Here is a 26,475-nt window from a genome sequence, read left to right as displayed (position 1 = left end):
CCCCATGCCTCAGTCGGGTTTGCCTCGGAGGCGCGCCCGAACAACCTCACGGTTCACCGCAGCCACCGCGGTCAACGGAATGCTCTCCGGGCACACCGCGGAGCATTCGCCGTAGCTGGAACAGGGGCCGAAATCCTGGTCCATCTGGGCGATCAGCGCTGCCGCGCGACGTCCGCGCTCCTGACGACCGCGTGTCACCGTCCCCAAGTGCAGGAGCTTGGCACCCGCGTACAGATGGGCGGCCCCGTTCGGGCATGCCGCGACGCAGGCGCCGCACCCGATACACGCCGCGAAGTCCAACGCGTACTCGGCGTCCTCGTGGGGCAGGGGTTCGGCGTCGGCATCCCCGGCAGTGCCGGCGTCCACCGCCACATAGCCGCCACTGGTGATCATGCGATCCAACGCCGAACGGTCGACCACCAGGTCACGGATTACCGGATAGGCCGCCGAGCGGAAGGGCTCGAGCCGGACTCGAGCGCCATCGGAAAAGGATCGAACGTGCTGACGGCACGACGGCGTGTTGAGGAGTGGCCCATGCGGGCGACCATCGACCGTGATCCCGCAGGATCCGCACACTCCTTCGCGGCAGTCGGAATCGAAGGCCACCGGATCCCGGCCGTCGGCCACCAGGGCATCGTTGAGTCGGTCGAGCAGTTCGAGCAGCGACATCTCCGGAGTCGCGTCGTCGACCGTGTACGACTCGTAGCGGCCGGCAGACGAGGCGTCGGCCTGTCGCCAGATCTCCAGCGTCAACCTCATGCGTAATTCCTCGTCTGCAGCGGCACTGCCGAGAACGTCAGCGGTTCAGCACGACGAACCGGCCCGTCGGCACTGTGCTGCCACCCCGAGACGAAACACCAGTGCTCGTCGTCTCGCTGTGCCTCCCCGTCGGAGGTCTGATGCTCCACCCGGAAGTGCGCACCGCACGACTCGTCGCGATCCAAGGCGTCGATGCACATCAAGCGCGCCAGTCCGAGGTAATCGGCCACCCGGCCCGCCTTTTCGAGTTCCTGGTTGAACTGTGCACCGGTTCCGGCGACCCGCAGGTCGGCCCAGAAGTCCGCAGTCAGGTCATCGATCTCAGCGATCGCCGCCGTCAGCCCGGCGGCCGACCGGGACACCCCACATCCGCGGTAGAGGATCTCCCCGAGCCTGCGGTGGAAACGGTCCGGGCCCTGGCTGCCGCCGATGTCCAGCAGCGTCTGCACCCGCACGGTCGTTTCGGTGAGCGCCGCCGTCACGGCCGGGGCGTCGAGGGCCAGCGGTGCGGTCCCCAACTGCCCGGCAAGGTAGTTCGGAATCGAGTACGGCAGTGTGAACCATCCGTCGACACACGCCGACAGGAGCGAGTTGGCGCCGAGCCGGTTCGCGCCGTGATAGGCCCAGCTGGCCTCCCCCGCCACGAAAAGACCAGGTACCGAGGACATCTGGTCGAAGTCTGTCCACAACCCACCCATCGCGAAGTGCGCTCCCGGGGCGATCCGCATGGGCACCGAATACGGGTCCTCGCCGGTCGCATCGCGATACATCGAGAACAGGTTGCCGTAACGTTCCGCGATCTTGTCTCGACCCAACCGCGCCAACGCATCCCGGAAGTCGAGGTAGACGCTGTTCTTCAAGAGGCCCACCCCACGGCCGGCCTCAATCTGCGTGCGCGCGGCCCGCGAGGACACATCACGCGGGGACAGATTTCCGTAGGACGGATACATCCGTTCCAGGTAGTAGTCCCGGTCGGACTCGGGAATGTCGTTGGGCGCCCGCTCATCCCCCGCCTTCTTCGGCACCCAGATCCGGCCGTCGTTGCGCAGCGACTCGCTCATCAGAATGGTCTTCGACTGCCACTCCGAGTTCACCGGCAACGCCGTGGGATGGAACTGGATGAACGCCGGTGACGCGAACACCGCACCACGCAGGTGGGCCCGCCAGGTCGCGCTGGCATTGGAGTTCTTGGCCAGCGTCGAGCGATAGAAGACGTTGCCGTAGCCGCCGGTGGCCAGCACCACGGCATGGCCGGTCCAGGCGCGCACCTCACCGGTCACCAGGTGGCGCGTGACGATTCCGCGTGCCACCCCGTGATCGACGATCAGATCGAGCATCTCGGTGCGCGTGTGCAGGTTCACGCTGCCCGCATGCACCTGGCGCAGCAGCGCCTGACTCGCGGCGATCTGGAGCTGCTGTCCAGTCTGGCCTCGGGTGTAGTAAGTCCGTGACACCTGGACGCCACCGAACGAGCGGGTGGACAGGCTGCCACCGTACTCGCGGGCGAACGGCGCACCGATCGCATTCATGTGGTCGATGACGCGCGCCGACTCCTGGGCCAACCGGAAGCAGTCGGCTTCGCGACCGCGGAAGTCGCCACCCTTGACGGTGTCCTTCACGAACCGCCCGACGCTGTCGTTGTCGACCTTGCGTCCACGTGCCGCGTTGATGCCGCCCTGCGCTGCGACACTGTGCGCGCGCCGCGGAGCGTCGTGGAACGTGAAGCATTCGACGTGATAGCCGAGTTCACCGAGCGCGGCCGCACACCCCGCACCCGCCAGCCCGGTACCCACCACGATGACCGTGAACTTCCGCCGGTTCAACGGACTCACAAGGCGGTAGTCCAGGAGGCGTCGTTCCCAGGCCGTGGCCGGATCACCCGGGGGAACCCCGCCGGCCAAGGGGGCACCCACCCCCCACCGCGACTCGAGCGAGGTCATCGCACCGCGCCCAACTGCACGGCCACCGGAATGGTCATATTCCCCACCATGACCGCCAGCGCCAGCAGACCTCCCACCGCCACACCGACCTGCCGGGTGCGGCGCCCGGTGACACCCAGATCGTTGACAACCGTCCACAGTCCGTGCGCCAAGTGGGCGCCGAGGACGGCCATCGCCAGGAAATAGAACAGAGCGACCGCGGGGCGGTCGAAGCTCGCGACGAGATTGTCGTAGGCCTGCCCCGAGGCGAAGGAACCGGAGGCCGCGGGCGCGGCACCCACCGTCAGATCGAGGATGTGAAAGACGATGAACAGCAGCAGCACGACGCCGCCCACCAGCATCGTGCGGCCGGTGAACGACCGCAGCGACCGCATCCCGGTGCGCCGGAACGCACCGCGGGCCCGACGTCCCCGCACGGTGAGCACCACCGCGGCACCGACGTGGGCGAGCAGGCAGGCCAGCAGCACCACCCGGAAGATCCACAGCGCACCCTCGTACGGCAGCAGCGGCTCCCCCAGGGTGCGCAGCCAGTGCGCGTAATCGTCGAAGTGCGCGGCACCGGTGTACGCCTTGAGGTTGCCGATCATGTGCACCAGCACGAACAGCGCGAAGACGATCCCGGTGAACGCCATCACCAGCTTGAGGGTCACCGTCGAGAGGGGCACCCGCGGCTGCCAGCCCGCCCGTTGCCCGGCCGGCTGCCGTGGCACCTCATGACCCGCATCGGCGGCGTCGGCGGATCCTGAGCTGTCGACCGCCGATGTCATCTGGGCCCCCGAACGTCAGAACGTAGCGGTGAAACTACTCCGCGTCTTTACGGCGAGCGGGCCGAATGGCCGTTGCGGTCACTCTTTGGACTCTGCCGGCGGTTCCGCCACGGGCAGGAGTTCCTCCAGCGCCGCACCGGTGATCCGGCGGAACGCGCGACGAGGCCGATTCGCGTCGAGGACCGCCACCTCCAGAGTGGCCGGGCCCAACACGCGTGGCTCGCCGTTGCCCGCGGACTGCAGGGCGTTGACCGCGATGGTCACGGCGTCGGCCAGCGTCGGGTTCTCGGTGTAGGTGTCCTTGAGCGCGACGGCGATCGGCTCGGTGGTGCCACCCATCACGACGAACTGCGGTTCATCGGCGATGGACCCGTCGTAGGTGATCCGGTACAGCTCGGGCGCCCGGGTCTCGCCGTGGTGCGCCACCTCGGCCACGCAGAGTTCGACCTCGTAGGGCTTGGCCTGCTCGGTGAAGATCGAGCCGAGGGTGTTCGCGTACACGTTGGCCAACTGCCGGCCCGTGACGTCACGTCGGTCGTAGGCGTAACCCTTGGTGTCGGCGAACTGGATGCCACCGCGGCGCAGGTTGTCGAACTCGTTGAATCGGCCGACCGCGGCGAAACCGATGCGGTCGTACAACTCGCTGACCTTCTGCAGGGACCGCGACGGGTTCTCCGCGACGAACAGCACACCCTGGTCATAGACCAGTACCACCACGCTGCGGCCACGGGCGATGCCCTTACGGGCGAGTTCGCTGCGCTCCCGCATCGCCTGTTCGGGCGAAATGAAATACGGAAAGCTCATGCGTCACCCCGCGGCGCTGCGTTGATGTTGGAGCTGTCGTCCGGACCGAACGTGTCGGCCCGCGACCGGCCTGCGATCACCTCACGGGCCAACTGCTCGATCCGGTCCTCAGGCACGTCCTCGGCTCCCTCGGCGCCGATGGTCACGGCGGTCGGAAAGATGCCGCGCACCAGATCCGGGCCACCGGTGGCCGAGTCGTCGTCGGCAGCGTCGTACAGCGCCTCAATCGCCACGGCGAGCGCCGAATCAGCATCGCGGACGCGCGAATACATCTTCTTCATCGACGACTTCGCAAACAGTGAACCGGAGCCCACCGACTGGAAACCCTCGACCTCGATGTGCCAACCACCCGCGGCGTCGAACGACACGATGCGGCCCGCGCCCTGGGGGTTCGGATCATCGAGGTCGTATCCCACCAGCAGCGGCAGCGCGATGAACCCCTGCAGGGCCGCACCGAGGTTGCCGCGCACCATGGTCGCCAGGCGATTGACCTTGCCCGGGAACGTCAGCGCGACACCTTCGAGCTTCTCGTAATGCTCGAGTTCCACGGCATACAACCGGGCGAACTCGACCGCGATGGCGGCCGTGCCCGCGATGCCCGTCGCGGTGTAGTCATCAGTGATGTAGACCTTCTGCACGTCGCGCCCGGCGATCATGTTGCCCTGGGTCGAGCGCCGGTCCCCCGCAATGAGGACGCCGCCGGGGTACTTCAGGGCGACGATCGTGGTGCCGTGCGGCAGATCCGCGCCCGATCCGACGCCGTCCCGCACGTTGGGCAGCAGGTCAGGAGCCTGCCGCCGCAGAAAGTCGGAGAACGACGAGAGGTCGGAGAGGGAGTTGAAGGAAGGGCCGGGCAGACGATCGTTCGGCCAGGTCACTGTCCGCCCTTTTGGACGTACGCGCGCACAAAGTCCTCAGCGTTCTCTTCGAGGACGTCATCGATCTCGTCCAGCAGATCGTCGGTGTCTTCGGCGAGCTTCTCGCGACGCTCCTGGCCGGCGGCCGTGCTGGGGGTGACATCGTCGTCTTCGCCGCCGCCACCACCGCGCTTGGTCTGCTCCTGAGCCATCGCTGCCTCCTGTGTACTCGGTGACTCCACATTACCGTTCGGAGCCCGGATTGCCGGGCATAGCGTCAGTTCGTGAGCTGCTCGACCAGTTCGACGGCGCTGTCGACAGAGTCCAGCAGCGCCCCGACATGGGCTTTGCTGCCACGCAGCGGCTCAAGGGTCGGAATCCGCACCAGCGAGTCGCCGCCGAGGTCGAAGATCACCGAATCCCAGCTCGCGGCGGCGATGTCGGCGCCGAACCGGCGCAGGCATTCACCGCGGAAGTAGGCCCGGGTGTCGGTGGGCGGATTGTCGACCGCGTCGAGCACCTGCTGCTCGGTCACCAGTCGCTTCATCGAACCGCGCGCCACCAACCGGTTGTACAGGCCCTTGTCGAGCCGCACATCGGAGTACTGCAGGTCCACCAGATGCAGTCGCGGCGCCGACCAGCTCAAGTTCTCCCGATTGCGGAACCCTTCGAGCAGACGCAGTTTGGCGGGCCAGTCCAGGATCTCGGCGCACTCCATGGGATCGCGCTCGAGCAGATCCAACACGTGCGCCCAGGTCTCCACGACGTGCGATGCGCGCGGGTCAGGATCACGTGCGTCGACGAGCTTGGCCACCCGGTCGAGGTAGATGCGTTGCAGCGCAAGGGCGGTCAGTTCGCGACCGTCGGCCAGCGCCACAGTGGCCCGCAGCGACGGGTCACGGCTGATCACGTGCACGGCGTGTACGGGGCGGGCCAGCGCCAGATCGGACAGGTCGAGGCCGTGCTGCGGCCCCTCCTCGATCAGGTCGAGCACCAGCGACATCGTGCCCACCTTGAGGTAGGTCGACGTCTCAGCCAGGTTCGCGTCACCGATGATCACGTGCAGGCGCCGGTATTTGTCGGCGTCGGCATGCGGTTCGTCGCGGGTGTTGATGATGCCGCGCTTGAGCGTGGTCTCCAGGCCGACCTCGACCTCGATGTAGTCGGCGCGCTGGGACAGCTGGAACCCCGGTTCGTCGCCCGAGGGTCCGATGCCTACGCGCCCGGATCCGCTGACCACCTGCCGCGACACCAGGAACGGCGTGAGTCCCGAGATCACCGCGGAGAACGGCGTCTGCCGGCTCATCAGGTAGTTCTCGTGCGTCCCGTACGACGCGCCCTTGCCGTCGACGTTGTTCTTGTACAGCTGCAGCTTGACCGCACCCGGCACCGACGCGACGTGGCGCGCCGCGGCCTCCATGACACGTTCGCCGGCCTTGTCCCAGATCACGGCGTCCATCGGGTCGGTGACCTCGGGCGCGGAGTACTCGGGATGGGCATGGTCGACGTAGAGGCGGGCCCCATTGGTCAGGATCATGTTGGCCGCACCGACCTCGTCGGCGTCGACGATCGGGGGCGGCCCCGAGGACCGGCTGAGGTCAAAGCCGCGCGCATCCCGCAGCGGTGATTCGACCTCGTAGTCCCAGCGTGTCCGCTTGGCCCGCTGAATCCCAGCCGCCGCCGCGTAGGCGAGCACCGCCTGAGTGGAGGTCAGGATCGGATTTGCGGTCGGGTCAGACGGTGACGAGATGCCGTACTCGACCTCGGTACCGATGATCCGTTGCATGCGCCCAGCCTAGAGGTCAAAGCAGGGCAAGTGCCCAGGGGCCGTGTCGATGCTTGCGTATGCCGTGCCCGCTTGGTGAAGTGGGCGGCGCCATGACAACTCTGCTGCTGCACAATGCGACCCTCATCGACGGCACGGGCGGCGACCCGGTGCCCGACGCCACCGTCATCGTCGACAAGGACCGGATCACCTGGGCCGGGCCGTCCGCTGACGCCCCTGACACCCCCGACGCCACGCGCGTCGACCTCGGGGGAAACAGCGTCTGCCCGGGGTTCTTCGACTGCCACGTGCACTTCAGCCTGCCCGGCAAGAAGGGCACCCCACTGGAACGCGCCATGCGTCCCGCGTCCTACCTCTACTTCGAACTGCTCGAACGCCTGCGCGTCACGCTGCACAACGGCGTCACCACAGCCCGTGACCTGATGGGCATCGACCCGGGCGTGCGCGACGCCGTCGCCGACGGCCTGATCCCCGGTCCGCGCCTGCTGGTCGCCATCAACATGCTCAGCCAGACCGCCGGGCACGCCGACTTCCACCTGCCGTCCGGGATCGATCTGACGCCGTACGTCGGCGGCGCACTCGTGGACACCGTCGACGACGCGCGCCGGCGTACCCGGGAACTGATCGCGGCCGGAGCCGACGTCATCAAGGTGGCCTCCAGTGGCGGGGTCTCGTCGCCCAACGACGACCCGACGTGGCTGGGCATGCGCACCGAGATGATCGCCGCGATGGTCGAAGAGGGTCAGGCCTACGGCGGCCGACCGGTGGCCGCGCACGCCATCGGCCGCGCGGGCATCCGTGCCGCGGTGGATGCCGGGGTGCACAGCGTCGAACACGGCTACGACCTCGACGAGGACCTGCGCGCCCAGATGGTCGAGCAGGGCACCTTCCTGGTGCCCACACTTCTGGAGACCATGAGCCCGGTGACGGCGTCGGCCGCGGGGGCACGCAAGAGCGCGCACTGGCACGAGTTGGCGCACGAATCGATCGCGGCCTCAGCCGCAGCGGGCATCAAGATCGCCGTCGGCACCGACGCTGGCCTGTCCCCCGACCACGGCACCAACCTGGCCGAACTGGGCCTGCTGGTGCGCTTCGGTGGCCTCACCCCCATGCAGGCGATCGTGGCGGGGACGCTGACGTCGGCGCAGTTGTGCGGGGTCGACGATCGCCTGGGCAGCGTTGAAGTGGGCAAGATCGCCGATCTGGTGGTCGTCCGCGGTAATCCCCTGACCGACATCGACTCAGTCGGCGAACCCGCAAACATCCTGCTGGTGGTCAAAGAAGGCGCTACGGTATCCAATCGTGGCGGCTTCGCAGTCCCCTGAGCGCATTGCCGCCGAATCCTGGTTCCTGGCACACGGATTGCCCGCGGTGCTGCGTCCTGGCGCATTGGTGCGACGGGTGTGGCCCAGATCCGCACCGGCACTGGCGGCGTTCGCGGTGCTGATGGCGGGGTCCATCCTGATCGTCGCGCTGACCGGCAAACACACCATCGACATCGACGGCACCCCCACCCGCAACGAGTGGTTCGTGTTGGCGGTCTTCGTATTCGGCCTTCCGGTGGGCGCACTCGTCGGCTGGCTGGTGTCCCGGCTGTCCATGGCGTCCCGCTCCGTCGCGTCGGGCGTGGCTCTGGTGGTGGCCGCTCTCGGCGGGATCTTCGGCGGCCCGACACCCTTCCATGTCGTCGACCTGCTCATCGAGCTGGTGGTCGTGGCGGTCATATTCGGCTGCACGGCATGCGGAATCGGCTCCATCATGGGCTGGAGCGCGCGCACCACGGTGGCCAACCTCGCCTCGATCGGCGATCTCTTCGTGCGGGCGCTGCCGGTGGTGCTGTTGACGGTCCTGGTGTTCTTCAACGCCGCGGTGTGGACGATGGTCAGCCTGATCACCAGATCCCGACTGTGGCTCGCACTGGGATTCCTGTTCCTGATCGCCGCCGCGTTCCTGTTGTCCAGCACACTGGACCGAGTCAGGCCCATGCTGCGTTCGACGGACAAGTCCCCCGACGACGATGCCCGCCTCGCCGGCACTCCGTTCGAGCATCTGCCCGACCGGCCCGTGCGCAAGCCGCTGTCTCGGATAGAGCAGGCCAATGTCGCCTTCGTGCTTGGGGTTTCACAGCTCCTGCAGGTGCTGACCGTGGCGATTGTGACGGCCGCGATCTTCTTCGTGCTCGGCTTGATCCTGCTGAGTCCCGAGGTGCTGGACGCCTGGACCCGCGGCGGCCCGAGCGACGGCCAGATCCTGGGCATGACTTTCCCGGTGCCGCAGGCCCTGATCCAGATCACGCTGTTCCTCGGGGCTCTGACGTTCATGTACCTGGCGGCCCGGGCCGTCACCGACAAGGAGTACTCGACCCGTTTCCTGGATCCGGTGATCGACGACCTGCGGTTGACCCTGGTGGCCCGCGACCGCTATCGCACCGCGACCGTCGGCGAGTGACGTGGCCCTCACGCACGCCGAGAGGCGCCGAGTGCACGACTGGTTCCTGGCCCGTGGTCTCCCCCTGGTGCTCACCCGGAGGGTGCGTTCACGCGCGCTGATCCCCCGGTCAGCGCCCGCCGTCGCGAGTGTCGGCGCACTGACCGCGGTCACGATGCTGCTCGCGGACTGGACCGGCGACGCACCGGATTACGGCTACATCGCGCGGTTGGTGGTGCTCGCAGCCGTCCTCATCGCGGCACCGTTCGCGCTGCACATGCTGCATCGCACGGGCACCACGGCATCCGAGGCGGGCCGGCGCACCGCGGCGCTGCTGGTGATGGCGATCTTTGTGCTGATCATGCCTGTGGCAGTGTCGGGGTGGTCTTCGGCGGCCCTGGCCGAAGTGCCGATCTTCCTCCTGGTGTCACTGCTGACCATCTGGTTCACCTATCTGGGGTTCGGCTCGATCCTGTTGTGGGCGTTCCGGTTCGCGTGGATCCAGTTGGGTGCGCTCGGCACGCTGATGAGCCGGGCGCTGCCGCTGCTGATGCTCACGGTGGTCGTCTACTTCACCGGTGAACTGTGGCAACTGGCGGCCCGGATGACCCGCGAACGCCTCTGGCAGACCATCGGATTCCTGGCGCTCGTGGCGCTGGTGTTCATGATCGCCACGATCCGCGACGAGGTGCTGGCGCTGCGCGACGATCGCTCGGGCCAGTCCGATCCGGCCTCGCTGCTGCGGGCCACACCCCTGGCTCTGGCGCCCGGGAAGCAGCCGACCCGCACCCCCCTGTCACTCGGCGAGCAGGCCAATGTGGTTGCGGTAATGGTGGTTTCGCAGGCCATCCAGGTGGTGCTGTTCACCACGGGCCTGTTCGCGTTCTTCCTGGCGCTCGGGATCATCGCGATCCCCGACGACGTCACGGTGCTGTGGTCATCCGAGCAGACCTGCACGACGGGCGAGCCGCCCTGTGCGGGAACGTGGTTCGGTATTCACATCCCGATCCCGCAGACCGTGGTGCACACGTCGCTGTTCGTCGCGGTGCTGTCCGGCCTGTACTTCACCGTCAGCACCAGCGTCGACCCGCTGTATCGGCAGCGCTTCTTCGAACCGCTGATCGCCGACGTCGCGGTCAGCCTGGCGGGCCGCGACGCCTACCTTGAGATGGAGGACGGCCATGGCCGACAGTGACGTGTTCAACGACGACATGGTCAACGATGACGTGTTCGACAAGCGCTACGGCGAGGTGCTGCTCATCACGGCTGGCGAAGACGGTCCGGAAGCCACTGTGTACTGCAGCTTTCCGCTCAATGACTGCCCCGCGCACCTGTGGGACAGGCTCGATGCGGAGGCGATCGCCAAGGAGTACGGCGCGGTGGCGGCCCTGCTCAACGGCCCACGGCATTGGTTGATGAGCAGCATCGAGAAGGTGCGCGACACCGCCCCCGACACCAGGGCATTCGGTGGAATCGCCATGGCCCGCCAAGCACGAGTGAAGCTGTCGTCGATGAACCCCGCGCCCTACAGCGTCAACCGAGTGGACCGGAGGACGGTGTTCCACTTCGATGCCGGCCGACCGATCTTCGAACTCATCGACCCGCAGGGCCAACGCTGGGTCATGCAGACCTACAGCCAGGCTGTGGATGCCGAGATGAATCTGGACGGCCTGACGCGACTGGCGTCACGGCTGACCCTGCCCGAGGGCTGGAGCTACGAAACCCGCACGCTCACCGAACGGTTGAGCGTGGACACCACCACCCGCGAGGCCCACGTCACCCAGGACAACTTCGCCAACAGCTACTCGCTGGAGTGGTAGAAACTCAGAGCTTGTAGCCGATCACACGCAGCAGCTCGCGGCGCGCGGCCACGTCGTCGTCGGTCTCGACACCCAGTGGCGGTTCGCCGTCGATCACCCCGACGATGCCGCGACCACGCTCGGTGACCGCCACCAGAACGTCGACTGGGTTGGCGGTGGCACAGAACACCGTGCAGACCTCAGGAACGACCTTGATCTGGTTGAGGACGCTGACCGGAAATCCGTCGCGCAGGAAGATCACGAAGCCGTGCCCGGCACCGATCGCCAGCGCGGCGCTGGTCGCCAGATCGGTCAGCTCAGGATCGTTGCCGCTTCGCCGTACGAGGCGCGGGCCGGACGCCTCGCAGAACGCCAGCCCGAACCGCAGTGGCCCGCCGACGCCGACCAGCGCCTCGTGCAGATCCTCGACGGTCTTGATGAAGTGCGACTGTCCGATGACGACGTTGACGTCCTCGGGCTTGTCGACGGGCACCACATCCCAGGAGAGCGACGGCATGACTCCATGGTGCGCCGAGTTGACTCGGCGCGACCACGGAATCGCGGACCCGGAAGAGACCTGCCGGAGGCGACCTAGAGGTACTGCCCCAGGTTGCTCTCGGTGTCGATGGCCCTGCTGGCCGACGAACTCTTGCCCGTGACCAGCGTGCGGATGTACACGATCCGCTCGCCCTTCTTGCCCGAGATCCGCGCCCAGTCATCGGGATTGGTGGTGTTGGGCAGGTCCTCGTTCTCGGCGAACTCGTCGACGATCGAGTCGAGCAGGTGCTGGATCCGCAGACCCGGCTGACCCGTCTCGAGCACCGACTTGATCGCGTTCTTCTTCGCGCGGTCCACGACGTTCTGGATCATGGCGCCGGAGTTGAAGTCCTTGAAGTACATGACTTCCTTGTCACCGTTGGCGTAGGTGACCTCCAGGAACCGGTTGTCGTCGATCTCGGCGTACATCCGGTCGACGACCTTCTCGATCATCGCCTTGATGCACAGCGAGCGGTCGCCGCCGAACTCGGCGAGGTCGTCGGCGTGCACCGGCAGTTTCTCGGTCAGGTACTTGCTGAAGATGTCCTGAGCCGACTCGGCGTCGGGCCGCTCGATCTTGATCTTGACGTCCAGGCGGCCGGGCCGCAGGATCGCCGGGTCGATCATGTCCTCGCGGTTGGAGGCACCGATGACGATGACGTTCTCCAGCCCCTCGACGCCGTCGATCTCGCTGAGCAGCTGGGGCACGACCGTGGTCTCGACGTCCGAGCTCACACCCGTGCCACGGGTGCGGAAGATCGAGTCCATCTCGTCGAAGAACACGATCACCGGGGTGCCCTCGGAGGCCTTCTCGCGGGCCCGCTGGAAGATCAGGCGGATGTGCCGCTCGGTCTCGCCGACGAACTTGTTGAGCAGTTCGGGGCCCTTGATGTTCAGGAAGTACGACTTGGCCTCGCGTGACTCCTCACCGCGGAGCTCGGCCATCTTCTTGGCCAGCGAATTGGCGACGGCCTTGGCGATCAGCGTCTTACCGCAGCCCGGAGGGCCGTACAGCAGCACACCCTTGGGCGGGCGCAGCGCGTACTCCTTGTAGAGATCCTTGTGCAGGAACGGCAGCTCCACGGCGTCGCGGATCTGCTCGATCTGACGAGTCAGGCCGCCGATGTCGTGGTAGCTGACGTCGGGAACCTCTTCGAGGACCAGGTCCTCCACCTCGGCCTTGGGCACGCGCTCGAAGGCGTAGCCGGCCTTGGTGTCGACCAGCAGCGAGTCACCGGGCCGCAGCTTGCGGGGCCGCTGCTCCAACTCGTCGGCGGTCAGGGTCGCGGCGATCTCCGGCGGCAGGTCGGTGGCCGAGACCAGAGGTTCGGCCAGCCACACGATGCGCTCCTCGTCGGCGTGACCGACCACAAGGGCGCGCTGGCCGTCGGCCAGGATCTCGCGCAGCGTGCTGATCTCGCCGACAGCTTCGAAGGTGCCCGCCTCGACGACGGTCAGGGCCTCGTTGAGGCGGACCGTCTGGCCCTTCCGGAGGACCTTGACGTCGATGTTGGGCGAGACGGTCAGGCGCATCTTGCGACCGGAGGTGAACACGTCGACGGTGTCGTCGTCGGCAACGCCAAGTAGCACTCCGTACCCGCTGGGCGGCTGACCGAGGCGGTCGACCTCCTCCCGCAGGGCGAGAAGTTGCTGGCGCGCCTCTTTGAGCGTGTCCATCAGCTTGGCGTTTCGCGCGGCAAGGGAGTCGATCCGGGCCTCGAGTTGATGCACCTCGCGGGCATTTGAGGCACCTCCGGGGCCCCCTTCGGCGTCCGCGGCGATCTCGGCGATCTGCTCACGCAGTGCCGCCGCCTCACGTCGTAGCTGCTCCAACTCGGCAGCATCCTCGCTGGACATCGAGGGGTTGAAGCCATCTGAGTAGGCTCCAGAACGCTCCGACTCACTCATGTTGCGCTCCTCTCCCGCACCGAAAGATTGGTGCAGTAACACCTTCAACGCTACCGGCGATTCAGTCATTGTGTGCGCTGTAGGAATTCGACACACCAGCGACACTGTTAGCCTCGAACGCGAGACGGCCCAACGAAAGGACGCCTTGAACATGAAATTCCTAGCCACAGGTGTGGCAGCCATTGCCGGTGCCGCGGTGATCGCGGGCGCGGCAGCGGCAGGTGTGACTTCCATTGCAGCCGCCCCGGCCCAGCCGCAGGCGCAGCTCGCGGTGTTCGGCACCCCGATGCCCCTGAACCCGGTGGCCGACGTGCCCACGGCTGAGGATCTCTACGGCGTGCTGAACGGCCTGGCCAACCCTGGAGTCCCCTTCGCCAGCAAGAGCTATCTGGTCGAGAACGGCATCGGCATCTTCGAAGGCAAGACCGCCGACCGACTGATGAAGAACGCCGTCGCCAAGGGTCTGCTGCCGCTGAACTTCTCGGTGGCCGACATCGCCCCGAACGGACCGGGCGTGGCCAGCGCCAACGTGACCGCCTCCGGACCGGGTATGGCACCCACCACGCAGACCATCACGTTCGTGAACCAGGGCGGCTGGAAGCTCTCCCGCGGTTCCGCATCCCAGGTGCTCTCGCTCTTCTCGTCGTGAGTTGAACCGTCACCTGACCACAGCACTGAGCGCCGCCACGATATTCGTGGCGGCGTTCGGGCTGTCTGGGTGCGGTTCGGAGGCCCGCGAGCCGGCCCCGCCGCCGGCGCCCACGTCGAGCACCGTCGCCCCCACCGTGCCGTCCGCACCACTGCCGGACCCGGCGGCACTGACCGATGTGGTGATGAAGCTCACAGATCCGGCGGTGCCCGGAAAGGACAAGCTGCCCCTGATCGAGGGGGCCACACCAGCCGACGCCACGACCCTGGACAACTTCGCCCAGGCACTGACCGACAACCACATGCTGCCCATGACGTTCACCGCTACCGAACTGGCATGGTCGGGGTCCGCGCCGGGCACGGTTCAGGCGACCGTGACGTTGACCACGAGTAAGCCGAACACCGCGCCGTTCAGCTACCCCATGGAGTTCAAGCAGATCCCGACCGGCTGGCAGCTGTCCCGCACGACGGCCGACCTGCTGCTGGCCCTCGGTGACGGACCGCGCTGAGCCCCGCCGCCATGTGGATCGGCTGGCTGGAGTTCGACGTCCTGCTGGGTGACGTGCACTCGCTCAAGGAGAAGCGGTCGGTGGTGCGACCCCTCGTGGCCGAACTGCAGCGCCGGTTCACGGTGTCCGCCGCTGAGACGGGGTCGCGGGACCTGCATCGCAGAGCGGGAATCGGCATGTCGGTGGTCTCAGGTGACCGCGCCCACGTCGTCGAGGTGCTCGACGCGGCCGAGCGCCTTGTGGCGGCGCGCCCGGAGATCATGCTGCTGTCCGCGCGGCGCGGCCTGGTGCACAGCGACGACTGAGGGCCGACCGCTCAGGTGAGCCGTTTGCGACGCAGCGGTGTCGGAGTGACGGTGCCCTCGGCCAGCCTGCGGGCCGAGATCAGGAACGCGGTGTGGCCGCGCATGTTGTGCTGTGGCCGCACGGCCAGGCCGACGGCGTCCCAGGCGCGTTGCAGGGTCTCCCAGGCGCGCGGTTCGGTCCAGCACTGCTGCTCGCGCAGCGCCTCGACGGTCTTGGACAACTGGGTGACGGTCGCGACGTACACGATCAGCACACCGCCGGGCACCAGCGCCCGCGACACCGCGTCGAGCACATCCCAGGGCGCCAGCATGTCCAGCACCGCGCGGTCGACCTGCGGGCCGTCGTAGTCGGCGAGGTCGGCGATCACCAAGTCCCAGTTGGCCGGCCGCTCTCCGAAGAACGTCTCGACGTTGCGTTCCGCGTGCACCGCGTGGTCTTCGCGCACCTCGTAGGAGATGACCTGGCCGGTGGGGCCGACGGCACGCAGCAGTGAGCAGGTCAGGGCACCCGAACCGGCCCCGGCCTCGAGCACGCGGGCGCCGGGGAAGATGTCGCCGTCGTGCACGATCTGGGCGGCGTCCTTGGGGTAGATGACCTGGGCGCCGCGCGGCATCGACAGCACGTAGTCGATCAGCAGGGGCCGCAGCACCAGGAACTGATCGCCGTTGGTCGACTTCACGACACTGCCCTCGGGCTGGCCGATGACGTTGTCATGCGCGATCGCGCCGCGATGCGTGTGGAACTCGTCGCCCGGCTTCAGCACCATCGTGTAGTGCCTGCCCTTGGCGTCGGTCAGTTGTACACGATCGCCGATGGTGAAAGGTCCGGTTTGCGACACAGCACAACAGCCTCTCATGCTCTGTCGGAGGCCCCGCATAGGCTCGACGTATGCACCGTCCCGCTCTGTCGCCGTCGCGGGCCGCCGACTTCAAACAGTGTCCGCTGCTCTACCGGTTCCGGGCCATCGACCGGCTGCCGGAGCCGCCCTCGCCCGCGCAGGTCCGCGGCTCCGTAGTGCACGCGGCGCTCGAGCACCTGTACGCGCTGCCCGCAGCCGAGCGGGGCCCCGAGACCGCGCTGAGCCTCGTCGCACCGGCGTGGGACCTGCTGACCGCCGAGGAACCCGAGTTTGCGGAGGCCTTCACCCCAGAGCAGCGGGACCGGCTGCTGGCCGAGGCACAGGCACTGCTGTCGGGCTACTACCGGCTCGAGGACCCGACCCGCTTCGATCCGGAGAGCTGCGAACAGCGCATCGAGGTCGAACTCGAAGACGGCACGCTGCTGCGCGGGTTCATCGACCGCATCGACGTCGCGGGCACCGGAGAGCTCCGGGTGGTCGACTACAAGACCGGCAAGGCGCCGCCCGAGGCCCGTGGCTTCGCCGAGGCCAAGGCCATGTTCCAGATGAAGTTCTACGCCGTGGCGCTGCTGCGCTCGCGCGGCGTGCTGCCGGCCCGGCTGCGGTTGGTGTACCTGGCCGACGGGCAGGTGCTGGACTACACGCCCGACCTCGAGGAGCTGGAGCGCTTCGAGAAGACCCTGATCGCGATCTGGCGGGCCATCCAATCAGCCGGGGCCACTGGGGATTTCCGTCCCAATCCGTCGCGGTTGTGCGGGTGGTGCGCACATCAGGCGCACTGCCCGGCGTTCGGCGGAACACCGCCCCCATACCCGGGTTGGCCACAGGAGGCGTCTGCAGCGTGAGTGAGTGCTATTTCCGGCGCACCTCGGAGAACACCTACGAGTCAACCGATTTCACGCGCAGCAACTGGACACCCGAGATCCAGCATGGGTCTCCCCCGCTGGCGCTGTTGACCAAATCGATCGAGGAACACCTCGACGGCTCCGGGCTGCGCGTCGGTCGGTTGACCCTCGACATCCTGGGTGCCATTCCGGTGGCACCGGTGCGGGTGCAGACGTCGGTGCCCCGGCCCGGCAAGCGCATCGCCCTGGTGGCCGCCGAGATGGCGACGCTGGACGCCCCGGATCGACCGGTGGCGCGGGTCACGGCGTGGGCCCTGGCCACCAGCGACACCGCAGCCGGTGCCAGTGACCGCTTCCCGCCGCTGGCCGACACCGACGACGAACCGCTCCCGGACTACTGGTGGAACGCGCCGGGATACCTCGAGTCGGTCGACTGGCGCCGCCAACAGGACGACGCCGGGGCCCGGGTGTTCTGGCTGCGTCCGCGGGTCGGGCTGGTGGACGACGAGCCGACGACGGGCCTGCAGCGCCTCACCATGGTGGTGGACTCGGCCAACGGCATCGGCTCGGCACTGAATCCCGACGAGTACATCTTCATGAACACTGACACGGCCCTGCACCTGCACAGGCTGCCCACAGGTGACGAGTTCGCGGTGCGGGCCCGCGGATCCATCGGCCCGGACGGCATCGGCGTGACCACCGCGGAGATCTTCGACCGCACGGGGTTTGTGGGTACGTCTGCCCAGACGTTGCTGGTGCAGAAGCGCTGACGCGGTTCAGGCCTGGCCGGCAGCGTGCCCGTGGGGCGGGCTGCTGTGAGGAAGGCAGAGCTGCGAAACGCTCTGACATCCAAACCATTACGGACAGTCAAACAGGCTGTTCCGGCTGTGCCGTCGACGCACAGGCATGAGCACTGCCGACCAGTCGATCGTTGCGTTCTACACGTGCTCCATATATTCTCTTGCGTCTATATAGATGATTGTGCATACTGGCGTTGTGGATGTCTTTGAAGCCGTCGCCGAACCGAATCGGCGGGCCCTGCTGGACGCACTGGCCGCCGGGGAGCGCACCGCGGGCGAACTCGTCGCCACCCTGCCGGCCCTGACGCAGCCGACGGTGTCGCGGCACCTGCGGGTGCTGCGGGAGGTGGGGCTGGTGGAGGTGCGCGCCGACGCCCAGCGCCGCATCTACGCCCTCCGCGCCGACGGTCTGGTGGAGATCGACGACTGGATCGCGCAGTACCGCCGCTTCTGGACCGCACACCTGGATGCCTTGGAACGCCATCTTGACGCGAAAGCGAAGGACAGCGATGAGCCCGCGTGACGGACGACTGACCATCGAGGGCGACCGCGCGGTCCTGACGTTCGACCGGTGGCTCCCCCACCCCGTGACCAAGGTGTGGACGGCGATCACCGACCCGGCCGAACGCGCACAGTGGTTCGGGCACACCACGGTCGACGCACGCCCTGGTGGCCGCATCGAGATCGACCCGTCCTCACCCGACATCCCGGCCGACGCCAAACATGTGACCGGTCGAATCACGGTGTGGGATCCGCCGCATGTGTTCGAACACGAATGGAATCAGCGCGTCGTCGAACCCGGCGTCGTGCGCTACGAACTGCGTCCGGAAAACGGCGGCACCCGACTGACCTTCAGCCACCGCGGCCTCGGCGTCCGCAACGCAGGAGGATTCCGGCCCGGCACCCACGCCTATCTGGACCGCCTCGAGGCACACCTGGGCGGAGAACCCCTGCCCGACTGGGACATTCGTTACCGCGAGGTCGCCGAATCGATCGTCGCCGAGTCACACACTGAGGAGTAACCATGTCCGACCATCCCCTGAAGATCTGCATCGCCGTGCACTCCGGGTTCGGGCACACCGCCCGCCTGGCCGACGCGGCGGCGGCGGGTGCACGCTCGACGGGCGCGCACATACAGACCATCCCCGTCGAGACCATCACCGACGACGAGTGGCAGGCCCTCGACGCCGCCGACGCGATCATCTTCGGCAGCGCCACCTACATGGGCAATGTCGCGGCGGCGTTCCAGGCGTTCGCCGAGCAGACCGGACGCCGCTGCATCGAGGGAACCTGGCGCGACAAGGTGGCCGCGGGCTTCACCAACTCCGGCGCCAAGGCCGGCGACAAGCAGTCGACCCTGATCAGCCTGGCGGTGTTCGCCGCGCAGCACCACATGCATTGGGTGAACCTGGGACTGCCGCCGGGCTGGAACAGCAGCAGGGGCAGCGAGAACGACCTCAATCGGCTGGGCTTCTGGCTGGGTGCGGGTGCGGCCACCGACGTGGACCGCGGCGCCGCCGACGTCCACCCAGCAGACCTCGACACGTGCCGGCACCTGGGCACCCGGGTCGCGGAGGTGACCGCGCAACTGCGCGCCGGGCGGGCGGTCACTGAAGCGGCGTGAGCTCCTCGAGCATCGTCGGCACCAACTCACTGACCGTCGGGTGGATGTGCACCGTGTGGGTCAGCGTCGTGTACGGAGCCCGGGCCGACATGGTGTCGAGGATGCCGTGGATCACCTCGTCGCCGCCGACTCCGAGTATCGCCGCGCCGAGGATCTCCTCGGTCTCGGCGTCGACGACCACTTTCATGAACCCCTGCGTCTCGCCCTTCTCCACGGCCCGCCCGACGCGGGTCATGGGACGCTTGCCCACCAGGGCTTTTCGCCCCGACTCCCGCACCTGCGCCTCCGTCAGCCCTGCGCGCCCGAGCGGCGGGTCGATGTACAGCGCATACGTCGGGATGCGGTCGCTGACCCTGCGGGGTTCGTTGTCGAGCAGGTTGGCGGCCACGATTTCGAAGTCGTTGTACGACGTGTGGGTGAAGGCGCCCCGGCCGTTGCAGTCCCCCATCGCCCAGATGCCCTCGACGGTGGTGCGCAGTTGGTCGTCAACCAGGACGTGCCCTCGCTCGTCGGTCTGCACCCCCGCGGCGGCCAGGCCCAGGTCGTCGGTGTTGGGCCGGCGTCCGGTGGCCACCAGCAGGTGGCTGCCCGCGATCGGCGTGGCCCCCTCGCGCGGCGTCAGCGCGAAACCGCTGTCTGTGCGGGTGATTCGCATCGCGTCGGCGCCGAGCACGACGGTGATGCCCTCGCCTTCGAGGATGTCCTTGATGGCCGCCGAGACGTCCTCGTCTTCACGCGAGGTCAGGCGGTGCCCCTTCTCGACGACGGTGACCGCAGCGCCGAAGCGCCGGTACATCTGGGCGAACTCAAGCGCGATATAGGAGCCGCCGATGATCACGAGATGCTCAGGGACGGTGTCGAGTTCGAGGATCCCGACATTGGTCAGAAAGTCTACGTCGGCTAACCCCGGGATGTCGGGCACCACGGCGCGGCCGCCCACGTTGAGGAAGATCTCCTCGGCCTCGATGGTCTGGTCGTCGTCGATACGCAGCGTCTTCGGACCGACGAACCGGGCGTGGCCCCGGATCAGCGTGCAGCCCGGCATCCCGTTGATCCAGTCCTCGACGCTGTGCCGGTCGCCCAGCATGATTCGGTCCTTGCGCGCCTTGACCTTTGCCATGTCGACGGTGACGTCGGCGGTCCCGACGCCGTACTCGGCGCCGCGCCGGGCGACGTGCGCGGCGTGCGCACTGGCGACCAGGGTCTTGGTCGGGATGCACCCGTAGTTCACGCACGTGCCCCCGACGAGACTGCGTTCGACGACCGCGACGGTCCGACCGGCCGCGGTGAGCCGGCCCGCAAGGGGCGGCCCGGCCTGACCGGCACCGACGACGATGGCGTCGAAGCGTTGTGTCACAGCACTGCTGACAACGCGGCGATGCCGAATGCGCCGAGGACCGCGATCGCATCCTCGGTCAGCGCGACGGGAAGGTCGACGCCCACCTTGTCAGACAGCTTGCGCCGCAGTTCGTAGCCGACGAGGGTGCCGATCACCGCACCCACCATTCCGGCGCCCAGACCGCCGAATGTGTAGCCCCACGCCGTGCCGAGCGCGGCACCGGCCAAGCCACCGGTGACCAGACGCGCACCGAACTGCACGGGGGTCTTGCGACTCGGGGTCTTGGGAAGCTGGTCGGTGACGAGTTCGACGACCGCGAGCACGGTCAGCAGGATGACGACGAACCAGTTGCCCATCCACGAGGCCCAGGTGCCGTCCAGGTTGATCCATTGCAGCGCTGCGGCCCATGCGATGGCGGCCGGAGCGCTGAACGCCCTCAGACCGGCGACCACGCCGATGAGCAGGGCCAGCAGCAGTACCAGGAAGTGCGTCACATCCGGACGCTAACACGTCAGAAGCGGCAAAACCTGATGTCAGAGGCCAAAATCGCCTTGGCGCCAATCGCGGCGAGCTCGTCCATGATGGCGTTGACGGACTTGCGCGGCACCAGCGCGCGCACCGCAACCCAGTCCGGATCGGCCAGCGGCGCGATCGTCGGAGACTCCAGGCCCGGGGTCACCTCGGTGGCGCGATCCAGAACCGAACGCGGACAGTCATAGTCGAGCATCAGGTACTGCTGCCCGAAGACCACGCCCTGCACGCGGGCGGCCAGTTGATCCCGGGCCGGGTCCGCGGGCCTGCCCTCGGCCTCGATCAGCACGGCCTCGGAGTCGCACAGGACTTCACCGAAGGCCACCAGATCATGCTGGCGCAGAGTGCGTCCCGAACCGACGACGTCGGCGATGGCGTCCGCGACGCCGAGCTGGATCGAGATCTCGACCGCGCCGTCCAACCGGATGACCGCCGCCTCGATGCCTTTGGCCGCGAGATCCTTCCGCACCAGGTTCGGATAGGCCGTGGCGATCCGCTTGCCCGCCAGGTCGGCGACAGTCCACTCGCGCCCCGCCGGGGCGGCGTACCGGAACGTCGACGAGCCGAAGCCGAGAGCCAAGCGCTCCGACACCGGGGCGTTGGACTCCGCGGCCAGATCCCGGCCCGTGATTCCGCAGTCGAGCTGACCCGACCCCACGTAGATCGCGATGTCCTTGGGCCGCAGGAAGAAGAACTCAACCTGGTTGACCGGGTCGATGACCGTCAGGTCCTTGGGGTCGGTCCGACGCCGGTATCCGGCCTCGGCCAGGATCTCGGCGGCCGACTCACTCAGGGCGCCCTTGTTCGGGACGGCAACGCGCAACATGTCGCTCACAGCTTCCGGTACACATCATCGAGGGTCAGACCACGCGCCAGCAGCAGCACCTGTGCCCAGTACAGCAGCTGGCTGACCTCCTCGGCCAACGCGTCGTCGGACTCGTGCTCGGCGGCCAGCCAGACTTCGCCGGCCTCCTCGAGGATCTTCTTGCCGATCGTGTGCACCCCGGCGTCCAGCGCGGCCACGGTGCCACTGCCTGCGGGCCGGGTGCGGGCGCGTTCGCCCAGTTCGGCAAACAGCTCCTCGAAGGTCTTCACGGGCGTTCATTCTTTCATGCCCGTCGATCAGGCCCGCGTCAGGTGACGGTGGGCTCCTCCCGGCTCGTGTCGTGGCCGTCGTCGTGCAGCAGTTCGGCGTGCATGTCCTCCAGCGCGACCCCCTTGGTCTCACGCACGAAACGCCACACGAACACCAGCGACAGGATGGCGCACAGCGCGTAGAAGCCGTACGCGACGCCGAGCACTTCGCGCAGACCCGGGAAGGTGACGGTGATCAGGAAGTTCGCCACCCACTGGCCGGCGGCCGCCAGGCCGAGCGCCGCCGCGCGGATCCGGTTCGGGAACATCTCACCCAGCAGCACCCACACCACCGGGCCCCACGACATGCCGAAGGCGACGACGAACAGGTTCGCGGCGACCAGCGCGATGGGTCCGGCGGCCCCGTCGAGCTGCGGCTGACCGTCCACCTGGGGAGCCGTGCCGAAGATGATCGCCATCGTCGCCAGGGTCACGGCCATGCCGGCCGAACCGACCAGCAGCAGGGGCCTGCGACCGACCTTGTCGATCAGCGCGATCGCGATCAGCGTCGTGGCGATGTTGACCACCGACGTGATCACCGTGATCGTGAACGACGAACTCTCGTCGAAGCCGACGGCCTCCCACAACACGTTGCTGTAGTAGAAGATCACGTTGATGCCGACGAACTGCTGGAAGATCGACAACCCGAGGCCGACCCAGACGATCCCGTAGAGACCGCCACCCGGTCTCCCGAGATCACGCCACGACGGGGGTTTCTCCGACTGCAGCGTCTGCTGGATGCGGTTGATGGTGATCTCGAGGTTCTTCTCTCCGAGCAGCATGGTCAGCACGCGCCTGGCTTCCGGAACACGGTGTGTGGCAACGAGATAACGCGGCGATTCGGGAATGGTGAAGGACAGCAGGCCGTAGACGATCGCGGGTACGGCCATCACCAGGAACATCCACCGCCAGGCCTCCAGGCCCAGCCACAGTTCTTTGTCGGACCCACCCGCCAAGTGGGCCAGCAGCCAGTCGATGGCCAGCGAGATGAAGATGCCCGACACGATCGCCAACTGCTGCAGTGAACCCAGCCTGCCGCGAATGTGGGCGGGTGAGGTCTCGGCGATGTAGGTCGGCGCGATCACCGACGCCACGCCGACACCGATGCCACCGATGACGCGGAACAGGATGATCAGCCAGACGTTGACCGCCAACCCTGCACCGATCGCGCTGAGCAGGAACAGCACCGCGGCCAACTTCATCACCGCGAGGCGGCCGATCCGGTCGGCCAACCGGCCCGCGGTGAGCGCACCGGCCGCGGCGCCGAGCAGGGCCGAGGCGACTGCCACCCCGAGCATGAAGTTGCTGATGTCGAAATGCTTCTGGATCGCCGACACCGCACCGTTGATCACCGCACTGTCGTAGCCGAACAACAGGCCGCCCAACGCGGCGGCCGAGGCGATGCGCACGGCGCTGCGGCCGGACGAGTACTGCTCCGCGCCGACGAACGGATCGTGATCGCTGGAGCCGCCTATCGGACCGTGGGACATCAGCCGTCCTTTCCACCGCGCGACGTGAGGTGAGTCACGTTCCACCTTGGCACACCAGTGCACCCGATCACATTGATTTCGAATCGTGAGGACCCAAACCGGTGACCGGGCCAAATACATGGACAACCATCCCCACAGTGACCCGGACGATCCGCTTCAACGCCTTCGACATGAACTGTGTCGCCCACCAGTCCCCCGGACTGTGGCGCCACCCCGAGGACCAGTCGGCCCGCTACAAGGACCTGACGTACTGGACCGAGTTGGCGAAACTGCTCGAGCGGGGTCGGTTCGACGGGCTGTTCATCGCCGACGTCCTGGGCACCTATGACATCTACGGCGCCAGCGACGAGGCCGCCATCCGCCAGGCCGCGCAGATCCCGGTCAACGATCCGCTGCTGCTGGTGTCGGCGATGGCGCTGGTCACCGAGCACCTCGGCTTCGGTGTCACCACCGGAACGGGTTTCGAACACCCCTATCCGTTCGCCCGCCGGATCTCGACGCTGGACCACCTGACCAATGGCCGCGTCGGGTGGAACATCGTCACGGGGTATCTGCCCGCCGCGGCGCGCAACATGGGGCAGACCGATCAACCCGCCCACGACGCGCGCTACGACCACGCCGACGAGTACCTCGAGGTGCTCTACAAGCTGTGGGAGGGCTCCTGGGAGGACGACGCGGTGATCCGTGACGCCGAGGGCGGCGTCTTCACCAATCCCGACAAGGTGCACCACATCGGGCATCAGGGGACGCATTTCAGCGTGCCCGGCATCCACCTGTCGGAGCCTTCGCCGCAGCGCACCCCGGTGATCTTCCAGGCCGGTTCGTCGCCGCGCGGCGTCCGGTTCGCCGCCGAGAACGCCGAGGCGATCTTCACCGCGGCCCCGACCAAGGCGCTGCTGGCCGAAACCGTCAGCACCATCCGTCGCGAACTCGAACTCGCCGGCCGGGATCCGTACTCTGCGCGCATCTACAACCTGTCGACCGTCATCACCGCGGCCACCGACGAGCAGGCAGCGGCCAAGTACGCCGAGTACCTGTCCTACGGCGACTCCGAGGGCGCACTGACGTTCATGTCCGGATGGATGGGCGTGGACCTGTCGCGGTTCGGGTTGGACGAACCGATCGGCAACGTCGACTCCAACGCGATCCTCTCCGCGGTCAAGGCGTTCCAGTCGGCCGACCCCGACGGCGGCGAATGGGCCGTGGCCGACATCGCCAAGTGGGGCAAGATCGGCGGCATGGGCCCGCTGGTCGTGGGCTCGGGTGAGTCCGTCGCAGACACCCTGCAGGAGTGGGTCGAAGAGACCGACGTCGACGGCTTCAACCTGGCCTACGCCATCACCCCGGGATCGTTCGCCGACTTCATCGAGCATGTGGTGCCGGTGCTGACCGCACGTGGCGCGCACCAGGGCGAGTACACCCCGGGCACGTTGCGCAACAAGCTGTTCGAGAAGGGTGACCGGCTGCCCGCTGAGCACCGTGGCGCGAGCTACCGCGTGGGCGGGCCGAACTCGACGATCATCGAGCGGCCCACCACCGCGCCGTCGTCGTCGGCATCGGTGGCGAGCCAGCCCGTCTCCGGTCGCTGACGCTCAGGTGTAGAGCGTGATCGGCTGGACGTCGCCCGTCAGGTAGTTGGCACCGACCTCGAGCTTCTTGTAGTCGACCGGGTCGTGCAGGGTGTGGGTGCGGATGTTGCGCCAGAACAGGTCCAGCCCCACCTCGGTGCGCGCGGAACTGGATCCGGTCACCTCGAACACCCGGTGCGCCACCTCCAGCGCGGTTTCGGTCGTGACGATTTTGGCCTTCGCGATGCCGATCTCGACGTCGGCGCGGTCGGCCGCGGTGACGTCCGCGCCGCGGGCGATCGCGCGGTCGAACTCGGCATTCCACCGATCCGTGATCGCTTCGGCGGCGGCCGTGCGGGCCAGCAGTTCACCGAAGACCCTCTGCACGAACGGGTCCCGCGAGTAGTGCTCGACATCGCTGAGCAGCCATGCGCCGCGCCGGCCCAGGGTCAGCTCCCGTGCGCGGACAAGCGCGCCCTCCGCGATGCCCAGGTACAGGTTGGCGAAGCCGAGCTGCACGCCGGGAGTCACCAGGGTCGAGTACGGTTCGTCGGCGACCTCGCCGAGCACGTCGCCTGCCGCGATCGCCACATCGTCGAAACGCACGCTGCCACTGGCCGACAGGCGTTGCCCGAGGGCGTCCCAGTCGTCGAGGAAGACCACGCCGGCGCGGTCGTGCTCAACCACCGCCGCCAGCACCCGGTCGGCGCCCTGTTCGGCGGCCATCACGAGCGTGACGTCACCGGTGGATGCTCCCGTGGAGAACCGCTTGAGACCGTTGAGTCGATAGCCGGTGCCGTCGGCGGTGAGTTCCAGATCGGGATCGACTGGGTTGACGGAATCGCCCCACAGCCAACGGCCTTCCGCTGACGCGGTGAACCATCGCTCCCACTGCGCGCCGGCGCCGAAGAACACGATGCTGGCGTGGTTGCAGTAGTGGTAGCTCAGGATCTGGGCGATCGAAGCGTCGGAGCGGGCCAGGATGCGCACAGCGCGCAGCGCACTCGACCACTGTCCACCGCCGCCCCCGTACTGCGCGGGGATCAGCAGGGTGGCCAGGCCGGACTCCTTGAGCAGCTTCAGTTCCGCGTCAGGCTGCAGGTTGGCCCGGTCGCGGGCCAGGGCATCGCGCTCGAGCGCGGCACCCACCTCGGCGGCGACCCCGTCCCAGTGCAGGTGCTCGTCGGGTGCGGGCAGCGTAGTCCATGGGGTGCGTGTCATCGGTCTCTCCTCTTCAA

29 protein-coding genes are annotated in these 26,475 nt (G+C 67.6%); 13 read left to right on the top strand and 16 right to left on the bottom strand.

Going from position 1 to position 26,475, the window contains the following annotated elements:
• Positions 1 to 9: 9 nt before the first annotated feature.
• The 7 genes from G6N34_RS09425 to dop form a co-directional block, all read right to left on the bottom strand.
• On the bottom strand, positions 10 to 759 hold the full coding sequence (locus tag G6N34_RS09425) for a succinate dehydrogenase/fumarate reductase iron-sulfur subunit (protein ID WP_085155471.1): 750 nt from the start codon (positions 757 to 759) through the stop codon (positions 10 to 12).
• On the bottom strand, positions 756 to 2,699 hold the full coding sequence (locus tag G6N34_RS09420; protein ID WP_085155473.1) for a fumarate reductase/succinate dehydrogenase flavoprotein subunit: 1,944 nt from the start codon (positions 2,697 to 2,699) through the stop codon (positions 756 to 758). The genes G6N34_RS09425 and G6N34_RS09420 overlap by 4 nt, the downstream gene beginning before the upstream one ends.
• On the bottom strand, positions 2,696 to 3,466 hold the full coding sequence (locus G6N34_RS09415) for a succinate dehydrogenase cytochrome b subunit (RefSeq protein WP_085155475.1): 771 nt from the start codon (positions 3,464 to 3,466) through the stop codon (positions 2,696 to 2,698). Before G6N34_RS09415 ends, G6N34_RS09420 begins: the two co-directional genes overlap by 4 nt.
• A gap of 78 nt (positions 3,467 to 3,544) precedes the next feature.
• The gene (prcA, locus tag G6N34_RS09410; protein WP_085155477.1) at positions 3,545 to 4,270 is read right to left on the bottom strand and encodes a proteasome subunit alpha; all 726 of its coding nucleotides are present in this window, start codon (positions 4,268 to 4,270) and stop codon (positions 3,545 to 3,547) included.
• A complete protein-coding gene (prcB, locus tag G6N34_RS09405; protein ID WP_085155479.1) occupies positions 4,267 to 5,148 on the bottom strand; it encodes a proteasome subunit beta in 882 nt (293 codons plus the stop codon). The genes prcA and prcB overlap by 4 nt, the downstream gene beginning before the upstream one ends.
• Positions 5,145 to 5,339, bottom strand: a complete 195-nt coding sequence (locus G6N34_RS09400) for a ubiquitin-like protein Pup (RefSeq protein ID WP_085155481.1) — start codon at positions 5,337 to 5,339, stop codon at positions 5,145 to 5,147. The genes prcB and G6N34_RS09400 overlap by 4 nt, the downstream gene beginning before the upstream one ends.
• Before the next feature lie 65 nt (positions 5,340 to 5,404).
• The gene (gene dop / locus G6N34_RS09395) at positions 5,405 to 6,913 is read right to left on the bottom strand and encodes a depupylase/deamidase Dop (RefSeq protein WP_085155483.1); all 1,509 of its coding nucleotides are present in this window, start codon (positions 6,911 to 6,913) and stop codon (positions 5,405 to 5,407) included.
• 92 nt (positions 6,914 to 7,005) lie between these two features.
• On the opposite strand from dop, the gene G6N34_RS09390 reads away from it, so the two are divergent.
• From G6N34_RS09390 to G6N34_RS09375, 4 genes are read left to right on the top strand one after another with little or no spacing between them, the layout of a single operon-like run.
• Positions 7,006 to 8,238, top strand: a complete 1,233-nt coding sequence (locus G6N34_RS09390; protein WP_085155627.1) for a metal-dependent hydrolase family protein — start codon at positions 7,006 to 7,008, stop codon at positions 8,236 to 8,238.
• Entirely contained in the window at positions 8,216 to 9,361 is a 1,146-nt protein-coding gene (locus tag G6N34_RS09385; protein ID WP_085155485.1) for a hypothetical protein, read from the top strand. Before G6N34_RS09390 ends, G6N34_RS09385 begins: the two co-directional genes overlap by 23 nt.
• Before the next feature lies 1 nt (position 9,362).
• Complete coding sequence (locus G6N34_RS09380) at positions 9,363 to 10,535, top strand: hypothetical protein (RefSeq protein WP_085155487.1); 1,173 nt, start codon at positions 9,363 to 9,365, stop codon at positions 10,533 to 10,535.
• Positions 10,522 to 11,160, top strand: a complete 639-nt coding sequence (locus G6N34_RS09375; RefSeq protein WP_234813072.1) for a hypothetical protein — start codon at positions 10,522 to 10,524, stop codon at positions 11,158 to 11,160. Before G6N34_RS09380 ends, G6N34_RS09375 begins: the two co-directional genes overlap by 14 nt.
• A gap of 4 nt (positions 11,161 to 11,164) precedes the next feature.
• On the opposite strand, the gene G6N34_RS09370 is transcribed toward G6N34_RS09375, so the two are convergent.
• A complete protein-coding gene (locus G6N34_RS09370; protein ID WP_085155489.1) occupies positions 11,165 to 11,656 on the bottom strand; it encodes an adenosine-specific kinase in 492 nt (163 codons plus the stop codon).
• A gap of 74 nt (positions 11,657 to 11,730) precedes the next feature.
• The gene (gene arc / locus G6N34_RS09365; protein WP_085155630.1) at positions 11,731 to 13,584 is read right to left on the bottom strand and encodes a proteasome ATPase; all 1,854 of its coding nucleotides are present in this window, start codon (positions 13,582 to 13,584) and stop codon (positions 11,731 to 11,733) included.
• Between the two features lie 151 nt (positions 13,585 to 13,735).
• Between arc and G6N34_RS09360 the strand changes: the two genes are divergently transcribed.
• From G6N34_RS09360 to G6N34_RS09350, 3 genes are read left to right on the top strand one after another with little or no spacing between them, the layout of a single operon-like run.
• Entirely contained in the window at positions 13,736 to 14,233 is a 498-nt protein-coding gene (locus tag G6N34_RS09360; RefSeq protein WP_085155491.1) for an MTB12 family secreted protein, read from the top strand.
• 1 nt (position 14,234) lies between these two features.
• Positions 14,235 to 14,741, top strand: a complete 507-nt coding sequence (locus G6N34_RS09355; RefSeq protein ID WP_085155493.1) for a lipoprotein LppK — start codon at positions 14,235 to 14,237, stop codon at positions 14,739 to 14,741.
• Positions 14,742 to 14,752: 11 nt separating this feature from the next.
• Positions 14,753 to 15,046, top strand: coding sequence for a DUF503 domain-containing protein (locus tag G6N34_RS09350; protein ID WP_085155495.1), 294 nt, complete (start codon positions 14,753 to 14,755; stop codon positions 15,044 to 15,046).
• Positions 15,047 to 15,057: 11 nt separating this feature from the next.
• Here G6N34_RS09350 and G6N34_RS09345 read toward each other — a convergent pair whose 3' ends face one another.
• Complete coding sequence (locus tag G6N34_RS09345) at positions 15,058 to 15,885, bottom strand: tRNA (adenine-N1)-methyltransferase (protein WP_085155497.1); 828 nt, start codon at positions 15,883 to 15,885, stop codon at positions 15,058 to 15,060.
• A 50-nt stretch (positions 15,886 to 15,935) separates the two neighbouring features.
• Between G6N34_RS09345 and G6N34_RS09340 the strand changes: the two genes are divergently transcribed.
• The 5 genes from G6N34_RS09340 to G6N34_RS09320 all read left to right on the top strand — a co-directional run bounded on the left by G6N34_RS09340 (position 15,936) and on the right by G6N34_RS09320 (position 19,175).
• Entirely contained in the window at positions 15,936 to 16,751 is an 816-nt protein-coding gene (locus G6N34_RS09340) for a RecB family exonuclease (RefSeq protein ID WP_085155499.1), read from the top strand.
• Complete coding sequence (locus tag G6N34_RS09335; RefSeq protein WP_085155501.1) at positions 16,748 to 17,521, top strand: thioesterase family protein; 774 nt, start codon at positions 16,748 to 16,750, stop codon at positions 17,519 to 17,521. Before G6N34_RS09340 ends, G6N34_RS09335 begins: the two co-directional genes overlap by 4 nt.
• Positions 17,522 to 17,747: 226 nt before the next feature.
• Positions 17,748 to 18,074: an ArsR/SmtB family transcription factor gene (locus tag G6N34_RS09330; RefSeq protein ID WP_085155503.1), complete on the top strand. Its 327-nt coding sequence runs from the start codon at positions 17,748 to 17,750 to the stop codon at positions 18,072 to 18,074.
• A complete protein-coding gene (locus tag G6N34_RS09325; RefSeq protein ID WP_085155505.1) occupies positions 18,061 to 18,573 on the top strand; it encodes an SRPBCC family protein in 513 nt (170 codons plus the stop codon). The genes G6N34_RS09330 and G6N34_RS09325 overlap by 14 nt, the downstream gene beginning before the upstream one ends.
• Before the next feature lie 2 nt (positions 18,574 to 18,575).
• Entirely contained in the window at positions 18,576 to 19,175 is a 600-nt protein-coding gene (locus G6N34_RS09320) for a flavodoxin family protein (protein WP_085155507.1), read from the top strand.
• Here G6N34_RS09320 and G6N34_RS09315 read toward each other — a convergent pair.
• The 5 genes from G6N34_RS09315 to G6N34_RS09295 are packed head-to-tail and all read right to left on the bottom strand — an operon-like array spanning position 19,159 to position 23,669.
• A complete protein-coding gene (locus tag G6N34_RS09315; RefSeq protein WP_085155509.1) occupies positions 19,159 to 20,532 on the bottom strand; it encodes an FAD-containing oxidoreductase in 1,374 nt (457 codons plus the stop codon). The genes G6N34_RS09320 and G6N34_RS09315 overlap by 17 nt on opposite strands.
• Entirely contained in the window at positions 20,529 to 21,008 is a 480-nt protein-coding gene (locus tag G6N34_RS09310) for a DUF4126 family protein (RefSeq protein ID WP_085155511.1), read from the bottom strand. The genes G6N34_RS09315 and G6N34_RS09310 overlap by 4 nt, the downstream gene beginning before the upstream one ends.
• A 17-nt stretch (positions 21,009 to 21,025) precedes the next feature.
• The gene (hisG, locus tag G6N34_RS09305; protein WP_085155632.1) at positions 21,026 to 21,871 is read right to left on the bottom strand and encodes an ATP phosphoribosyltransferase; all 846 of its coding nucleotides are present in this window, start codon (positions 21,869 to 21,871) and stop codon (positions 21,026 to 21,028) included.
• 5 nt (positions 21,872 to 21,876) lie between these two features.
• A complete protein-coding gene (locus G6N34_RS09300) occupies positions 21,877 to 22,140 on the bottom strand; it encodes a phosphoribosyl-ATP diphosphatase (protein WP_068247280.1) in 264 nt (87 codons plus the stop codon).
• Positions 22,141 to 22,178: 38 nt separating this feature from the next.
• Positions 22,179 to 23,669 carry a sugar porter family MFS transporter gene (locus G6N34_RS09295; RefSeq protein WP_085155634.1) on the bottom strand — a complete coding sequence of 497 codons (1,491 nt, stop codon included), beginning with the start codon at positions 23,667 to 23,669 and terminating at the stop codon, positions 22,179 to 22,181.
• 137 nt (positions 23,670 to 23,806) lie between these two features.
• Here G6N34_RS09295 and G6N34_RS09290 point away from each other — a divergent pair, with 137 nt between their 5' ends.
• The gene (locus tag G6N34_RS09290) at positions 23,807 to 25,258 is read left to right on the top strand and encodes an LLM class flavin-dependent oxidoreductase (RefSeq protein ID WP_085155513.1); all 1,452 of its coding nucleotides are present in this window, start codon (positions 23,807 to 23,809) and stop codon (positions 25,256 to 25,258) included.
• A 3-nt stretch (positions 25,259 to 25,261) separates the two neighbouring features.
• Here G6N34_RS09290 and G6N34_RS09285 read toward each other — a convergent pair whose 3' ends face one another.
• The gene (locus G6N34_RS09285; protein WP_085155515.1) at positions 25,262 to 26,458 is read right to left on the bottom strand and encodes an acyl-CoA dehydrogenase family protein; all 1,197 of its coding nucleotides are present in this window, start codon (positions 26,456 to 26,458) and stop codon (positions 25,262 to 25,264) included.
• Positions 26,459 to 26,475: the final 17 nt, after the last annotated feature.

The organism is Mycolicibacterium confluentis (assembly GCF_010729895.1).
Taxonomy (GTDB): Bacteria; Actinomycetota; Actinomycetes; order Mycobacteriales; family Mycobacteriaceae; genus Mycobacterium; species Mycobacterium confluentis.
This window is presented reverse-complemented; position numbering and strand designations above follow the sequence as displayed.

What these genes read in the sequence shown, in the direction of transcription:
- G6N34_RS09425 (WP_085155471.1), bottom strand. Translation starts at nt 759, where the DNA reads ATGAGGTTGACGCTGGAGATCTGGCGACAGGCCGACGCCTCGTCTGCC.
- G6N34_RS09420 (WP_085155473.1), bottom strand. Translation starts at nt 2,699, where the DNA reads ATGACCTCGCTCGAGTCGCGGTGGGGGGTGGGTGCCCCCTTGGCCGGC.
- G6N34_RS09415 (WP_085155475.1), bottom strand. Translation starts at nt 3,466, where the DNA reads ATGACATCGGCGGTCGACAGCTCAGGATCCGCCGACGCCGCCGATGCG.
- prcA (WP_085155477.1), bottom strand. Translation starts at nt 4,270, where the DNA reads ATGAGCTTTCCGTATTTCATTTCGCCCGAACAGGCGATGCGGGAGCGC.
- G6N34_RS09400 (WP_085155481.1), bottom strand. Translation starts at nt 5,339, where the DNA reads ATGGCTCAGGAGCAGACCAAGCGCGGTGGTGGCGGCGGCGAAGACGAC.
- dop (WP_085155483.1), bottom strand. Translation starts at nt 6,913, where the DNA reads ATGCAACGGATCATCGGTACCGAGGTCGAGTACGGCATCTCGTCACCG.
- G6N34_RS09390 (WP_085155627.1), top strand. Translation starts at nt 7,006, where the DNA reads ATGACAACTCTGCTGCTGCACAATGCGACCCTCATCGACGGCACGGGC.
- G6N34_RS09375 (WP_234813072.1), top strand. Translation starts at nt 10,522, where the DNA reads ATGGCCGACAGTGACGTGTTCAACGACGACATGGTCAACGATGACGTG.
- G6N34_RS09370 (WP_085155489.1), bottom strand. Translation starts at nt 11,656, where the DNA reads ATGCCGTCGCTCTCCTGGGATGTGGTGCCCGTCGACAAGCCCGAGGAC.
- arc (WP_085155630.1), bottom strand. Translation starts at nt 13,584, where the DNA reads ATGAGTGAGTCGGAGCGTTCTGGAGCCTACTCAGATGGCTTCAACCCC.
- G6N34_RS09360 (WP_085155491.1), top strand. Translation starts at nt 13,736, where the DNA reads ATGAAATTCCTAGCCACAGGTGTGGCAGCCATTGCCGGTGCCGCGGTG.
- G6N34_RS09350 (WP_085155495.1), top strand. Translation starts at nt 14,753, where the DNA reads ATGTGGATCGGCTGGCTGGAGTTCGACGTCCTGCTGGGTGACGTGCAC.
- G6N34_RS09340 (WP_085155499.1), top strand. Translation starts at nt 15,936, where the DNA reads ATGCACCGTCCCGCTCTGTCGCCGTCGCGGGCCGCCGACTTCAAACAG.
- G6N34_RS09325 (WP_085155505.1), top strand. Translation starts at nt 18,061, where the DNA reads ATGAGCCCGCGTGACGGACGACTGACCATCGAGGGCGACCGCGCGGTC.
- G6N34_RS09320 (WP_085155507.1), top strand. Translation starts at nt 18,576, where the DNA reads ATGTCCGACCATCCCCTGAAGATCTGCATCGCCGTGCACTCCGGGTTC.
- hisG (WP_085155632.1), bottom strand. Translation starts at nt 21,871, where the DNA reads ATGTTGCGCGTTGCCGTCCCGAACAAGGGCGCCCTGAGTGAGTCGGCC.
- G6N34_RS09295 (WP_085155634.1), bottom strand. Translation starts at nt 23,669, where the DNA reads ATGTCCCACGGTCCGATAGGCGGCTCCAGCGATCACGATCCGTTCGTC.
- G6N34_RS09285 (WP_085155515.1), bottom strand. Translation starts at nt 26,458, where the DNA reads ATGACACGCACCCCATGGACTACGCTGCCCGCACCCGACGAGCACCTG.